This window comes from Salinisphaera sp. C84B14, assembly GCF_040361435.1.
Classification (GTDB): domain Bacteria; phylum Pseudomonadota; class Gammaproteobacteria; order Nevskiales; family Salinisphaeraceae; genus Salinisphaera.
This window is the reverse complement of sequence record NZ_APNL01000004.1, coordinates 142,654-156,645: the sequence shown is the minus strand read 5'-3', so window position 1 is coordinate 156,645 and position 13,992 is coordinate 142,654. Positions and strand designations below refer to the sequence as shown.

Genomic DNA, 13,992 nt, shown 5'->3' with positions numbered 1-13,992 from the left:
ACAACACCCGGGAGATCGTAGATGAGTCAACCCTTCAAGATCAGCAATCCGCAGGACGACAGCAGCACCGAGCTGCCGCTCGTCGAAGGCACGCTCGGCACCCCCGGCGTGGACGTGCGTGGCCTGAACACCAAGCAGGGCGTATTCACCTACGATCCCGCGTTCACGGCGACCTGCAGCTGCAAGTCCGATATCACCTTCATCGATGGTGAGAACGGCATCCTCATGTATCGCGGCTATTCCGTACAGGAACTGGCCGAGAAGTCGAGCTACCTCGAAGTCTGCTACCTGCTGCTCAACGGCGAACTGCCCAACCCCACGCAGATGGAAGACTTCCGCCACTCGATCACGCATCACACGATGCTCAACGAGTCGCTGGTGAAGTTCTACGACGGCTTCCACTACGACGCGCACCCGATGGCCATCCTCACCGGCATCGTCGGTTCGCTGTCGGCCTTCTATCACGACACCACCGATATTCGGGATCCCGAGCATCGCGCGATCTTTGCCCATCGCATGATCGCCAAGATGCCCACGATCGCCGCGGCTGCCTACAAGCACTCCATCGGCCAGCCCAAGATCGGGCCGAAGAACCATCTCGATTACGCTGCCAACTTCCTGCGCATGTGCTTCGCCGTGCCGGCCGAGGAATACGAAGTGGATCCGGTCGCCGCCAAGGCCCTGGACGTGCTGTTCATCCTGCACGCCGACCACGAGCAGAACGCCTCCACCTCGACCGTGCGCATGGCCGGCTCCACCGGCGCCAACCCCTATGCCGCGATTTCCTCGGGCATCGCGGCCCTTTGGGGGCCCGCGCATGGCGGCGCCAACGAAGCCGTGCTGAACATGCTCGCCCAGATCGGCGACGTGTCCCAGGTGCCGAAGTACCTGGAAAAGGCCAAGGACAAGAACGATCCGTTCCGCCTGATGGGCTTCGGCCATCGCGTCTACAAGAACTTCGACCCCCGTGCGAAGATCATTCGCGGCTACTGCCACGAGATCCTCGAGCACTACGGCATGCAGAACAACAAGCTCTTCGAGCTGGCGCTGGAGCTGGAACGCATCGCCCTGGAGGACGAGTACTTCGTCGAGCGCAAGCTGTATCCGAACGTCGACTTCTACTCCGGCATCATCTATCAGGCGCTGGGCATTCCGATCAACATGTTCACCCCGATGTTCGCCATCGCGCGTACCGTCGGCTGGGCCGCGCACTGGTCGGAAATGATGGCCGACCCGGGGATGCGCATCGCGCGGCCGCGCCAGGTCTATACCGGTTACGAACTGCGTGACTACGTCGATATCGACAACCGCTGAGCGTAACGGTCGCTAAGGCGATCGCTGGCATGCGATGAAAGCGGGCTGCGGCCCGCTTTTTTTTGCTGCTGCATCTACCGCCGCGCCCGCAGGCTATGGTTGACGACATGAGTAACGAACAGGTCATCGGCGAAGCCGTCGCCGTATGCGGTGAATGCGACTGGGTCATGCGTGTACCGCCGCGTGCCGCCGGCGAAGCCGCTCAGTGCCCGCGCTGTGGCCATCATGTCGCCCCGCCGGCGCAGCCCGATCACCAACGCCCGCTTGCCTGGGCGCTGGCGACGCTGGTGATGCTCGGGCTGGTGTTTGCCTTCGACTTCCTGAGTTTTTCCACCCGCGGCGTCGCCCACAGCATGAGCTTCTTCGATGCGGCACGGGCGATGTCGGGCCACGACTATCCGAGCCTGGGCGTGCTGTTGTTCATGACCACCGCCGGCCTGCCGGCGGCGTATCTGCTGGCGCTGGTTTGCCTGCTCGTCCAGGCTGCACGCCGCCGGTCGGGCGCCATGTCCCGAGCGCTTGCGCGCACTCTGCGCCCGCTGGAACCGTGGATGATGGCCGACGTATTCATCGTCGGCGTGCTCGTGAGCCTGATCAAGATCGTCACCCTGGCCGATGTCGCTATAGGCACCTCGTTCGTCGCCTTCTGCATTTATGCCCTGCTGCTGTTGCGCACCTTCACGCTCATCGACTGGGTTTCTCTCTGGCAGGATCTCGCCCCCATGCCGGTAAGCGATCCCCATCTGGAAACCGCCCGTACCGGCGCGAGCCAGAACGCCGTGGCCTGTCGCGGCTGCGGCATGGCCTACCAACCACACCGACATGGGCGCTGCCCGCGCTGCAACCGGCGCCCGGTCAGCAACGCATTGGATCGTATTCAACTGACCTGGGCGCTGCTGGTCACCGCGGTCATCCTGTATATTCCCGCCAATATCTATCCGATCATGTCGACCACCAGCCTGGGGTCGACCGACCCGCAGACGATCATTGGCGGCGTCCTGCATCTGGCCCATACCGGCTCGTGGCCCATTGCCACGGTCATCTTCGTGGCCAGCGTGGTGGTGCCGATCAGCAAGATCGCAGCCCTTGCCTGGCTGTGCCTGGCCGCCACCCACGGCTGGCACGACGACTCGCGATCCCAGATGCGCCTGTACCGGATCACCGAGAAGATCGGGCGCTGGTCGATGATCGACGTCTTCGTGGTCGCGGTGCTTGTGGCGCTGGTGCGCGCCGGCGCACTGATGGCCATCGAACCCGGCCCGGCCGCGCTTTGTTTTGCCGCCGTCGTGATCATTACCATGGTGGCCGCGCACACCTTTGATACCCGCCGGCTTTGGGGCGCGACTTTCGAACGAGACAGCCCATGACCCAAGATCCGAACACTGCCGTCACCCATGGCCCGCGGCGCCGGCGCATTTCGCCGGTATGGTTCATTCCACTCGGCGCGGCGTTGATCGGCCTGTGGCTGATCTATCAAAACGTCATGTCACGGGGCCCGGAAATCACGCTCGCGCTGGATACCGCCGACGGTCTGGAGGCCGGCAAGACGCTGGTCAAGGTACGCAGTGTCGAGGTCGGACATCTGGAATCGGTGCGACTGGCCGACGATTACGAGGGCGCGGTGGCAACCGTGCAGATGAACCCGGACACCTCCGAACTGCTGGTCTCCGACAGCCGTTTCTGGGTGGTCAAGCCCCGTGTCGGGCGTCAGGGCATCAGCGGTCTGGGCACGATCCTGTCGGGCGCCTATATCCAGCTCGAACCGGGCAACGCCGACAAGCACCGGCGCGAGTTCAAGGTTCAGGATACGCCGCCGGCCACTTCGTCCAGCGAGCCGGGCATCGCGGTGCGACTGACCAGCGACGGCGACAATTCGCTGGCGGTCGGCGATCCCATCATCTATCAGGGCCAGACGGTCGGCCAGATCGAGGACAGCAAGTTCGTCGTCGAGGACCAGCACATGCAATACCGGGTGTTCGTGCGCGAGCCCTATGCCCAGCTGATCACCCAAACCACACAGTTCTGGCTGCGTTCGGGCATCGATTTTCATCTCGGCTCGGACGGCGTGGACGTGCATACCGGCTCGCTGCAGAGCATCCTCGCGGGCGGGGTCACCTTCGGGCGGGCCGATGGTGTCGAGCCGGGCAAGCCGGCCACCGCCGGTCAGGCGTTCAAGCTTTATGCCACCCGCAGCGCGGCCAATCAGGATCGCTTTGATGAGAAAATTCGCTACGTGATCTTGCTCGACGACTCGGTGCGCGGCCTGTCGCCCGGTGCGCCGGTCGAATATCGCGGCCTGCGTATCGGTACGGTCGAACAGGTGCCGTTCTTTCGCGACGACTTCAACCTGCAACGCCTGTCCGATTTCAAGATCCCGGTGCTGATCTCCATCGAGCCGCAGCGTCCGGCCAACAGCTGGGCCGACTGGAGCGACGCCGAGTGGCGCGCCAACAACAAGCGCTTTTTCGCCAACGGACTCCGCGCCACTATCAAGTCGGGCAACCTGCTGACCGGCGCGACCTTCATCAACCTGCAGTTTGAGAGCAACGCCGACGACTACAAGCCGATGACCCTCGGCGAATACGAGGTCTTCCCCAGCGTGCCGAGTAGCATCACCAGCATTCAGAGCCAGCTGTCGGACCTCATGGACAAGCTCAACGCCATCGACGTGCGCCCGATCGCCAACGACCTCAAGCATACGCTGGAAACCTCGAACGCCACGCTCGACGAGCTGCACCGCGCCACCCGCAATATCAATCAGCTGCTCGAAGCCCAGGACACCCGAGAACTACCGGGCACGCTGCGCGCGACACTCGCCGAGCTGCAGGACACGCTCGACGGCTTTCAACAGGGAGCGCCGGCCTACGGCGAATTCAGCCGCTCGCTGGACCGCCTCAATCGCGTACTCGACGACGTCGCGCCGCTGGCGCGTACCCTGCATGACCGCCCCAACGCGCTCATCTTCGGCCGCCCCGAAGACGGCGATCCGACCCCGAAGGCCGCCCGATGACAACACGTACTCTGTTCTACCTCGCCCTGGCCGTCTTGGTGACCGGCTGCGCCGGCAGTGCTTCATCGCCGTCGCTGTTCGTGCTCGATCCGGGGACGGCCCGCCAACCCATGCCGGCCGCAGCCGCGGCGCGTACGCAGCTGCTGGTCGCGCCGGTCGAGATCGCGCCGTTGCTCGACGAACGCGGCATCGTCTATCAAACCGACCCCCACCGGGTGGTCATCGCCAACCACAATCGCTGGGCCGCGCCGCTGGGCGAACAGCTGCGCGAATCCCTGGCTGCGACGCTCGCCGGCGCGCTCGACGATGTTCAGATCGTACGCCGTGGAAACGCCGGCACCGCCGATCGCTATACCCTGCACACCCGCGTCGATCAGTTCATGGGCCATTACGACGGCCATGCCCATATCGCGGGCGAATGGCAGCTCGAAGATCCAGACGGGCATACCGTGGCACGCCAGCGTTTCGCGCGCGAAGTGGCGCTTGCGAATGACGGCTACGAGGCGCTGGTCGAAAGCCTTTCCGAGGGTTGGCAGGCCACAGCCCAGGGTATCGTCCCTGCAATCAGCAGCGCCACGGCCGCTCGGCAACGCTAGGGCGTGTTACAAGCCCGGCAGCAAAACAGCTGACTGCGTCAGCTGTTTTCAACGCCATCGAAATCGCTGCGCCGCCGCACATTTTTGTGCGACACAATGCGCGCTGAGCGGGGTGCCACTTTGCGACATGAGCGCGCTGCAATACCGGATTGCGCGCCTTGCATGATGACGCGCTGGGCTCGCCTGCCGACGGGTTGCGTGCGACAAATCCACCATGCCGCGTTGCGCGTCGTTCATTTGCCTTACCCAACGTCTCGGCTGGCGCCTTGCCGGGCGAATTTCTACAAGGCAACGCCACGAGTGGCGTTCGCGTTACCAGGCCCTGACGTCCGCCCATAAAAAAGCGGGCCACGAGGGCCCGCTTCTGTATACCGCTTTCGAATTCAGCCCTAACGCTTCATCGATTCGAAGAACTGGGCATTGGTCTTGGTCTGCTTCATGCGATCGATGAGCAGCTCCATGGCTGCCAGGTCGTCCATGCCGTGCAGGAGCTTGCGCAGCACCCACATGCGCTGGAGCTCGTCCTGGGGCACCAGCTTTTCCTCGCGGCGCGTGCCGGAGCGATTGACGTGGATGGCCGGGTAGATGCGCTTTTCGGCAATGCGGCGATCCATATGGACCTCCATGTTGCCGGTACCCTTGAACTCTTCGTAGATGACCTCGTCCATCTTCGAACCGGTTTCGATAAGCGCGGTGGCCAGAATGGTCAGGCTGCCGCCCTCTTCCACGTTACGGGCCGCGCCGAAGAAGCGCTTGGGTTTCTGCAGCGCATTGGCGTCGACGCCACCGGTGAGCACCTTGCCCGAGGACGGCGCCGTGGTGTTGTAGGCACGGGCCAGACGGGTCAGCGAGTCGAGCAGGATGACCACGTCCTTCTTGTGCTCGACCAGACGCTTGGCCTTCTCGATCACCATGTCGGCGACCTGCACATGGCGCGACGCCGGCTCGTCGAAGGTCGACGACACCACTTCACCGCGCACGCTGCGCTCCATCTCGGTGACTTCTTCGGGCCGCTCGTCGATGAGCAGCACGATCAGATGACACTCGGGATAGTTATGCGCGATCGACTGGGCGATGTTCTGCATCATCATCGTCTTGCCGGCCTTGGGCGGCGACACGATCAGGCCACGCTGGCCCTTGCCGAACGGCGCCACCAGATCGATCGTACGTGCGGTGATGTCTTCGGTGGAGCCGTTGCCCAGCTCCATGACCATACGCTCGGTCGGGAACAGGGGCGTGAGGTTTTCGAACAGTACCTTGCCCTTCGACTTCTCCGGCGGATCGCCGTTGATCTCGTCGACCTTGAGCAGGGCGAAATAGCGCTCCGATTCCTTCGGCGGACGAATACGCCCGGAGATGTTGTCGCCGGTACGCAGCGAAAAGCGCCGGATCTGGCTGGGCGAGACGTAAATATCGTCCGGCCCGGCCATGTAGGACGATTCGTTCGAGCGCAAAAACCCGAAGCCGTCCGAGAGAATTTCAAGCACACCGTCGCCGTAGATGCGCTCGCCGGATTTCGCATGCCCCTTGAGCATGGCGAAGATCAGATCCTGCTTGCGCATGCGCGAGATGTTCTCGAGCTCCATCTCCTGCGCCATATCCATGAGCTCGGCAGCGGTCTTCTGCTTGAGCTCACTCAGGTGCAGAATCGGCCCGTCGCCGGCGACACCCGCATAGGCCTCGAACTCGGCCTCGTCGATGTCCTCGTTGGGCGGATTGTTGCCGCCCTTGTTCGGGCCGCCGCCCTTGCCACGGTTGTTGCCGCCGCTGTTGCGCGGCTTGTTCGGCCCATTCGGATTCTTGCGGCGCCGGCCGCGGCGGTTGTTATTCCCGCCGTTGCCATTGTTGCTGCTGTTGGAATCCTTGGACTGGCGTTCGTCGACTGTTTCTTCAGACACGGCTATCTATGAGTTGCAGCGAAACCAGCGCCAGACAGGCACCTATTCGCAGTGGGAAGGCGTTCGACTTCTTGCAAGTCAAACGAAGACCGCCGGCAGATACGCCGGCGGTCTGGAGCGGATCAAATATGTTGATCGACGAATTCGGTCAGCTGGGTCTTGGAAACCGACCCGACCTTGGTGGCCGCCACTTCGCCGTCCTTGAACAGCATCAGCGTCGGAATGCCCCGAATGCCGTATTTGGGCGGCGTATTGGGGTTGTCGTCGATATTGAGCTTGGCGACGGTCAATCGGCCGTCGTATTCGTCAGCGATTTCGTCGAGGACCGGGGCGATCATCTTGCAGGGGCCGCACCATTCGGCCCAGTAATCGACCAGCACCGGTCCGGAGGCAGACAGCACGTCCTGTTCGAAGCTGTCATCGCTGACTTTAACGATATTTTCACTCATGAGCGTCCTCGAAAGAATACAAGCGGGACAAATGAAGGTTCACGCGCATCGACACTGGCCGACACGGCGCCGCTGAGCCGGTAGTTAAGGGCGCGAAAAGATGTTTGCAAGCTGCGCGAAAGGTCGCGGCCCGACAACCGTGGAGACCACAAGCTGTTATAGTGCGGGCTGCAAAAAAACAGTGCCGGAATGCGAGTCGACCTGACTCGGGCAGTGCAGCGAATATCCGTATTCGCAACGTTCGGGCTATTGGAGCCTATCTCGGCGCGTTTTTCAACCCCTGTGTGAACCGGCCGCCATCGACGCGATCTTTCACCTTTTCCAAGGGCCAATATGACCGAAACCGCATCCGCCAGCGACGCCGCCCAGCAAAAGCTACTCACCGATACCCGTCTCGACGCGCTGGGTCTTCACGACACCATTCTTTCCGGCCTTATCAAGCGTGGTTTTTCCCATGCCACGCCGATTCAGGCTGAAACCCTGCCGCTCGCGCTCAAGGGCGAGGATATCGCCGGCCAAGCCCATACCGGCACCGGCAAGACCGCGGCCTTTCTTCTGGCGACCATGCACCGGCTGCTCAAGGACGACCCCGAGCCCAGCGACGAGGCGCCCAAGGGCGCGAGCCAGCCGCGCGCTCTCATACTGGCGCCGACGCGGGAACTCGCGGACCAGATCTATAAGGATGCCCTGCCCCTAGCGTCGGGGACCGGCCTTAAATGTGTGGTCTGTTACGGCGGCACCGGCTACGAGGAACAACGCCAGGCGATTATCGACGGCGTGGACATCCTCATCGGCACGCCGGGGCGGCTGATCGACTACTACAAGCAGAAGGTCTATACGCTCAAGGCGATCGAGGTGGCCGTACTCGACGAAGCCGACCGCATGTTCGATCTGGGCTTCATCGACGATATCCGCTACATGTTCCGCAAGATGCCGGCACCGGAAAATCGTCAGAACCTGTTGTTTTCGGCAACGCTCAGCCACCGCGTGCTGGAACTGGCCTACGAGCACATGAACAGCCCTACGCTGGTGCGCACCGATACCGAAACGGTCAACATCGGCGCGATCACGCAGAAGCTCTATCATGTATCCAAGGACGACAAGCTCGCCCTGCTGGTAGGCACCCTGCGCCGTATCGAGAACGGGCGCACGCTGATCTTCATCAATACCAAGCGTACCGCCGAGTTCATCGAGGACGGCCTCAACGCCAACGGCTTCACGGCTGCCACCCTGTCCGGCGACGTGGCCCAGAACAAGCGCCTGCGCCTGCTCGAAGACTTCAAGACCGGCCAGCTGCCGATCATGGTCGCCACCGACGTGGCCGCACGCGGGCTGCATATTCCCGACGTCACCCACGTGATCAACTACGATCTGCCCCAGGACGCCCAGGACTACGTGCATCGTATCGGGCGTACCGCGCGTGCCGGCAATACCGGCGACGCGATTTCGTTCGCCTGCGAGGAATACGTCTATTCCCTGCCGGACATCGAAGCCTATATCGAGCACAAGATCGACGCCGAAATGCCGCACGGCGATGATTTCGCCGACGACGTGACCGTGCCGGCACGCCGCAAGCGCAAACCTCGCGGCGGCGGCCGGCGCAACGGCGGGGGCGGCGGTCGCGGCAAGCCGCGCTCCGGGCGATAGCACGCCTCGGCAGCAACGGTCTGCGCGCATCGAAACGGTATGATGCGCGCAACGCCCGACCCAACCGACGCTCATGCAAATCAACCGCGAACTGCTCGACCACGTCTGCGATATAGCGATCTCCGCCGGCCAGAAGACGTTGCCGATCTATAACAGCCACTTCGAAGTCGAAACCAAGGACGACGACAGCCCGCTGACCCAGGCCGATCTGGCCGCGCATCGCAGTATCAAGCAGGCGCTGGAAGCGCTCACGCCGGATGTCCCCCAGCTCTCCGAAGAAGGCGCGGATATCGATTTTGCCACCCGCAGCACCTGGTCGACCTACTGGCTCATCGACCCGCTCGACGGTACCAAGGAATTCGTGAACAAGAACGACCAGTTCACGATCAATATCGCGCTGATCGTCCATCACGAACCGGTACTGGGCGCGGTGTATGCGCCGGTGCTGGATACGCTGTGGTTCGCGGCTCGGCCGCTCGGTGCCTTCCGGCAGCAGGGCCAGACCGCGGCCGAACCGATCGCCACGGTGCTAGCAAAGCGCGACAAGCCGCGCGTGCTGGTATCGCGCTCGCACCGAACGCCCGACATCGATGCCCTGCTCGACCGGCTGCCCGACTACGAACCCGTCACCATGGGCTCATCGCTCAAATTCTGCGTGATCGCCGACGGCGGCGCCGATTTCTACCCCCGCCTGGGGCCGACCAGCGAATGGGATACCGCGGCCGGGCATGCGGTGCTCGCCTGCGCAGGAGGCCAGGTCACCGATCTGGACGGCGAGCCGCTACGCTACAACGTCACCGAAAGCGTGCTGAACACGCATTTCCTCGCCTTCGGCGACGTCACCCACGACTGGCGCGCCTATGTGCCGGAGTCGGCCGCCTAGCGCGCTCGATCCGCCGATGGTCAGGGCGCAGGGGCGTCGGCGACGCCCTGTTCGTCCTCGCCGGGCGCCTGTACGACCAGCAGGCTGCAGGTCAAGCGATCGAGCAGCGATGCGCCGACCGAGCCCTGCCACCAGCGCGCAAGTACGCCGCGGCGCTGATGGCCGACGACCACAAGATTCACGGCCAGATCCTCGGCAAGCTTGGCGATCTGGTGGGCCGGCTCGCCCGCTCGCAAATGGCCCTCGGCATCCACGCCGCGACTCTTGAGCAGAGTCACGCCTTCATCGAGGATGTTTTCGATACGTTCGCGCTCGGCTTCGTACATGCTTTCGGTATAGAAGCCCTCGGCCGCGGCGACCGCGCCGGTCAACGGCACCACCGCAAGAAGATGAACTTCCACCTCACCGGCCCCCAACAGCGGCAGCGTGCGTCGTAGCGCGATACGACCGTTTTCACTACCGTCGTACGCCAGCAGAACCTTTTCGAAGTTTTCCATAAACACCCCCATCCGGGCAGCAGATTTGACCCGCGGCGCCACGCCGCTCGGCCCAATGAAGGGCCTACCGGCGCCCCGTGTCAACGGCAATCGGGCACCGACCGCGCCACAAGCCTATTCTACAACCGACCCCGCGCCGATGCGCCAGTCATACAGGCCCTGCTGACACAACGGGTTTGCGAGCGTGCCATACCCGCCTTATTCGGATCGCGGCACGCTTGCTGCGTGCGTGCGGTTACCCCTTCCCACTGCGCTACGACCGCATCCTACGACGCCCAGCCGGCGCGCCCGGGCCGGTGTATTCAACAGCCGAGCGATCAAAGGCCGGCGAGGCGGGCTTCCAGCTCTTCGTCGGCGATGAGCCGCTCGACCTGTGCCAGGCTCGCGCGCGGCATGGGCTGACCATCGACCAGGCTACGCGGTGCCTCGCGAATTTCGGTCGCCGCGAATAGCGTCGCCTCGAAGCGGTGCTCGCCGGCAACGAAACGAAACGCAGGATAGAACCGATGCGCATCGCGAGCGACCTTGTAACGCCGCTCGACGATTTCGAAGGGAATACCCTGCGCCTGCAGGAAAAAGTCGAAGCTTTCCGAGTGTTCGGCGAATACGTGCAGCTGAATATCGGAGTGGCCATCTGCCAGACCGGAAAGTACGTCGCCGACCAGACGCGGCTTGAAGTCGGCAAACAGCGCCATCGCCTTCAGTGCGGCTTCGCGCATGGCGCGCAGCTGGGCCGGCTGCTCATCGCCGGCAAACAGGCGCTGGTGTTCGGCGAGCGCCGCTTCGATTTCGCTGTTCTTGGGCAGAATGCTGTTGCGCACGTCGATACCCAGATGCTGCGCGGCTTTCTGCTTGGCAATACGAAAATCGCGAATGCCCTGCTCGGCCATGAGCCGGGCCGCCAGCTGGGCCATATGCTGGCGCTGTGCGGCCTGTTTGCGTGCGCTCGCCATGGCGCTGTTCTCCGGGGCGGTCCCTGCGACTCACCCAGCTGAATAAACCCACACACGACAGCGCGCCGGGCAGCCTGCGGGCGGCACGACCAGAGCACCGACCCGCGCCGTGTCCGGCGCTCCGACGACTAGAAAAGCTGCTCGACCTCGTTGGACGGGGCATTCTTGCCCGAGCGGCGTGCCTCTTCCACCGACGGCACGTTGTCGGACCGGAAATACTCGGTCACGCCCTCACCATCGAGCGCGCGCTGGCCCGACTCGGGGTCGATAGTCACCGCCACCAGATCGGACGGACGCGGCGGAATGGCTTCCGGCGTGCCCTTGAGGGCGACGCGCATGAAGTCGATCCACATCGGCAGCGCCGCCTGGCCACCCGTTTCGCTATGCCCCATGGGCGTGAGCTTGTCGAAGCCGACCCAGCTTATGCCTACCAGGTCGGCGTTGAAGCCGACGAACCAGGCATCGATCTGGTCGTTGGTGGTGCCGGTCTTGCCGGATAGATCATTGCGCCCGAGCGTCATCGCGCGCTGGCCGGTGCCGCGCTTGACCACGTCGCGCATCATGTCGCCTACAAGCCAGGCGTTGCTGGCATCGACCACGCGCTCGGCCAGGCGCGACGCATCACGCTGGCTGCCGGTGTTTTCCAACGCCGGGCAGTTGCTCGTGCTGGCACAGGCCACCTTCGGCTCGGCCTCGAACTCGACCTCGCCGCGCCCGTCCTCGATCTTGGCAATGTAATAGGGCTTGACCTGAAAACCGTCGTTGGCGAACACGGCATAGGCCTGTGCCATCTGCAACGGGGAGAACGATGCGCTGCCCAAAGCCATCGACAGATTGCGCGGGATCTGATCCTTGGGCAGCCCGAATTTGGCGATATGCTCGACCGCGGCATCGATGCCGATGCTGCGCAACAGCCGGATCGAAACCAGGTTGCGGGAATGCACCAGGCCCTCACGCATGCGCGTGGGCCCGTAGATGCGCCCGCTGTAGTTCTGCGGGCGCCAGGCATCGCTTAGATCCGGGCTGTCGTAAACCACCGGCGCGTCGTTGATCAGAGAAGCCGTCGTGAACCCGTGTGCCAGCGCCGCCGAGTACAGAAACGGCTTGAACGAGGAACCGGGCTGACGCTGGGCCTGTACCGCGCGGTTGTACTTCGACAGCGAGAAGTCGAAGCCGCCGGCAAGCGCTTCAATACCGCCGGTATGAGGATCGAGCGCGACCATGGCGCCCTGTACCTTCGGGATCTCGGCCAACGTCCAGGCCTTGTCTTCCTCCTTGCTGCCGGTATAGGCCAGCCGCACCACATCCCCGCGCGAGACAAGCTTGCTGGCCGGGTCGTTGCTGCCCAGCCAGGGCATCTGCTGGGCGTTCAGGGTGACCTCGCCGTAGCGTTCCGTCATCAGCGTGGCGCTGCGACGTGCCACGTCCGTCACCACTGCAGGCACGAGGCCGCCGGCGACCCGCATTTCCTCCAGCGCGGCCGTCAGCGCCTTGGCGTCATCGAGCGTGGCGCTATCGAGCGTATCTTCGGGGCCGTGCCATGCATGGCGGCTGTCGTAGGCCAGCAATGCCTTGCGCAGCGCGTTGTTGGCAGCGCGCTGGCGTTCGGCATCGAGCGTGGTGGTGACATCGAAGCCAGAGGTATAGGCCTTGTCACCAAAGCGCGCCACCATGTCCTGACGCACCATTTCGGCCACGTAGTCCGCTTCATAGCGGTCGTCGGTAACGCGCGCGGTGGCCGTGACCGGCGCCTCGCGAGCACTGTTGTAGGTTTCGTCGTCGATTTCACCCAGCGCATGCAGCCGCGACAGCACATAGTTGCGCCGCTGTACCGCACGCTCGGGGTTGGCCATCGGGTTGTAGCGCGAAGGCGCCTTGGGCAGGCCGGCGATCATCGCCATCTGCGCGATGCTGAGCTCGTTGAGCGGCTTGTGGTAATACACCTCGGCGGCCGCGCCCACGCCATAGGCTCGGTTGCCCAGGTAGATTTTGTTCAGGTAGATCTCGAGGATCTGTTCCTTGGTGAGCTTCGACTCCAGGCGCAGCGCAAGGATGATTTCCTTGATCTTGCGCACATAGGTTCGGTCGTTGGTGAGATAGAGATTGCGCGCCAGCTGCATGGTGATGGTGCTGCCGCCCTGGGTCTTGCGCCCGGTGGTGGCCAGCACATAGGCCGCACGCGCGATACCCTGATAGTCCACGCCGGGATGCTGGAAAAAGCGGTCGTCCTCGGCGGCGACGAAGGCCTTGACCAGCGCCGGCGGAATTTCGTCGTAGGTGCGCGGCAGCCGCCGCTCCAGGCCGAACTCGCCGATCAGCTTGCGATCCGCGGTATAGACGCGCAGTGGTTCATTAAGCTCGGGGTCGCCGATATCACCCGCGCTGGGCAGCTGCGGGCCGAAATACAGGTAGACGCCCGCCACCACCAGCACCGCGAGGGTCGCGGCCGACAGCAAACCGGCAAACAGAAATACAATAATACGGGCGGCGCGCGGCATCGCTTTCATCGAGAATGCGCGGCTCGCGGGCCGCGGGTCGGGAAAAACTGGGGTCATGATACCGGCCCCAATCTTTTTTTGCCGGAGACGTTGCGGAATCGCGATAAGCTGCCGATAACCGTTAGACACGCGGATTCAAACGCTTAAACCTGCAATCATGGATTGCCAAGCGGGCCGCCATGAGTATAGTTAGACCCGGCATTTCGCGCCGCGGCCAACACCGGGCCGAGGGGTAGCGGACACGGGG

Annotated in this window: 11 protein-coding genes; 6 read left to right on the top strand and 5 right to left on the bottom strand. The window is 63.5% G+C overall.

Going from position 1 to position 13,992, the window contains the following annotated elements; all coding sequences use genetic code 11:
* Positions 1-21 precede the first annotated feature (21 nt).
* The 4 genes from C84B14_RS04820 to C84B14_RS04805 all read left to right on the top strand — a co-directional run bounded on the left by C84B14_RS04820 (position 22) and on the right by C84B14_RS04805 (position 4,920).
* A complete protein-coding gene (locus C84B14_RS04820; protein WP_348766528.1) occupies positions 22-1,314 on the top strand; it encodes a citrate synthase in 1,293 nt (430 codons plus the stop codon).
* 107 nt (positions 1,315-1,421) lie between these two features.
* Entirely contained in the window at positions 1,422-2,681 is a 1,260-nt protein-coding gene (locus tag C84B14_RS04815; protein ID WP_353222270.1) for a PqiA/YebS family transporter subunit, read from the top strand.
* The gene (gene pqiB, locus C84B14_RS04810) at positions 2,678-4,324 is read left to right on the top strand and encodes an intermembrane transport protein PqiB (protein ID WP_353222268.1); all 1,647 of its coding nucleotides are present in this window, start codon (positions 2,678-2,680) and stop codon (positions 4,322-4,324) included. Before C84B14_RS04815 ends, pqiB begins: the two co-directional genes overlap by 4 nt.
* Positions 4,321-4,920 carry a PqiC family protein gene (locus C84B14_RS04805; protein WP_353222266.1) on the top strand — a complete coding sequence of 200 codons (600 nt, stop codon included), beginning with the start codon at positions 4,321-4,323 and terminating at the stop codon, positions 4,918-4,920. Before pqiB ends, C84B14_RS04805 begins: the two co-directional genes overlap by 4 nt.
* A 389-nt stretch (positions 4,921-5,309) precedes the next feature.
* On the opposite strand, the gene rho is transcribed toward C84B14_RS04805, so the two are convergent.
* Positions 5,310-6,566, bottom strand: a complete 1,257-nt coding sequence (gene rho, locus C84B14_RS04800; protein WP_293627539.1) for a transcription termination factor Rho — start codon at positions 6,564-6,566, stop codon at positions 5,310-5,312.
* 374 nt (positions 6,567-6,940) lie between these two features.
* Entirely contained in the window at positions 6,941-7,267 is a 327-nt protein-coding gene (trxA, locus tag C84B14_RS04795) for a thioredoxin TrxA (RefSeq protein ID WP_348766524.1), read from the bottom strand.
* Positions 7,268-7,600: 333 nt separating this feature from the next.
* On the opposite strand from trxA, the gene C84B14_RS04790 reads away from it, so the two are divergent.
* Both C84B14_RS04790 and cysQ read left to right on the top strand, forming a co-directional pair.
* The gene (locus tag C84B14_RS04790) at positions 7,601-8,914 is read left to right on the top strand and encodes a DEAD/DEAH box helicase (protein ID WP_353222264.1); all 1,314 of its coding nucleotides are present in this window, start codon (positions 7,601-7,603) and stop codon (positions 8,912-8,914) included.
* 73 nt (positions 8,915-8,987) lie between these two features.
* The gene (gene cysQ, locus C84B14_RS04785; protein WP_353222262.1) at positions 8,988-9,797 is read left to right on the top strand and encodes a 3'(2'),5'-bisphosphate nucleotidase CysQ; all 810 of its coding nucleotides are present in this window, start codon (positions 8,988-8,990) and stop codon (positions 9,795-9,797) included.
* Positions 9,798-9,817: 20 nt separating this feature from the next.
* On the opposite strand, the gene C84B14_RS04780 is transcribed toward cysQ, so the two are convergent.
* From C84B14_RS04780 to C84B14_RS04770, 3 genes are all read right to left on the bottom strand, one after another.
* Positions 9,818-10,294, bottom strand: coding sequence for a universal stress protein (locus C84B14_RS04780; RefSeq protein ID WP_348766521.1), 477 nt, complete (start codon positions 10,292-10,294; stop codon positions 9,818-9,820).
* A gap of 317 nt (positions 10,295-10,611) precedes the next feature.
* On the bottom strand, positions 10,612-11,247 hold the full coding sequence (locus C84B14_RS04775; protein WP_353222260.1) for a hypothetical protein: 636 nt from the start codon (positions 11,245-11,247) through the stop codon (positions 10,612-10,614).
* Between the two features lie 128 nt (positions 11,248-11,375).
* Positions 11,376-13,754, bottom strand: a complete 2,379-nt coding sequence (locus C84B14_RS04770; protein WP_353222258.1) for a penicillin-binding protein 1A — start codon at positions 13,752-13,754, stop codon at positions 11,376-11,378.
* Between the last annotated feature and the right edge of the window lie 238 nt (positions 13,755-13,992).

Bases quoted from the DNA above. Each gene is read 5' to 3' on its own strand.
- C84B14_RS04820 (WP_348766528.1), top strand. From the start codon at position 22: ATGAGTCAACCCTTCAAGATCAGCAATCCGCAGGACGACAGCAGCACC.
- C84B14_RS04815 (WP_353222270.1), top strand. From the start codon at position 1,422: ATGAGTAACGAACAGGTCATCGGCGAAGCCGTCGCCGTATGCGGTGAA.
- pqiB (WP_353222268.1), top strand. From the start codon at position 2,678: ATGACCCAAGATCCGAACACTGCCGTCACCCATGGCCCGCGGCGCCGG.
- C84B14_RS04805 (WP_353222266.1), top strand. From the start codon at position 4,321: ATGACAACACGTACTCTGTTCTACCTCGCCCTGGCCGTCTTGGTGACC.
- trxA (WP_348766524.1), bottom strand. From the start codon at position 7,267: ATGAGTGAAAATATCGTTAAAGTCAGCGATGACAGCTTCGAACAGGAC.
- C84B14_RS04790 (WP_353222264.1), top strand. From the start codon at position 7,601: ATGACCGAAACCGCATCCGCCAGCGACGCCGCCCAGCAAAAGCTACTC.
- cysQ (WP_353222262.1), top strand. From the start codon at position 8,988: ATGCAAATCAACCGCGAACTGCTCGACCACGTCTGCGATATAGCGATC.
- C84B14_RS04780 (WP_348766521.1), bottom strand. From the start codon at position 10,294: ATGGAAAACTTCGAAAAGGTTCTGCTGGCGTACGACGGTAGTGAAAAC.
- C84B14_RS04775 (WP_353222260.1), bottom strand. From the start codon at position 11,247: ATGGCGAGCGCACGCAAACAGGCCGCACAGCGCCAGCATATGGCCCAG.
- C84B14_RS04770 (WP_353222258.1), bottom strand. From the start codon at position 13,754: ATGAAAGCGATGCCGCGCGCCGCCCGTATTATTGTATTTCTGTTTGCC.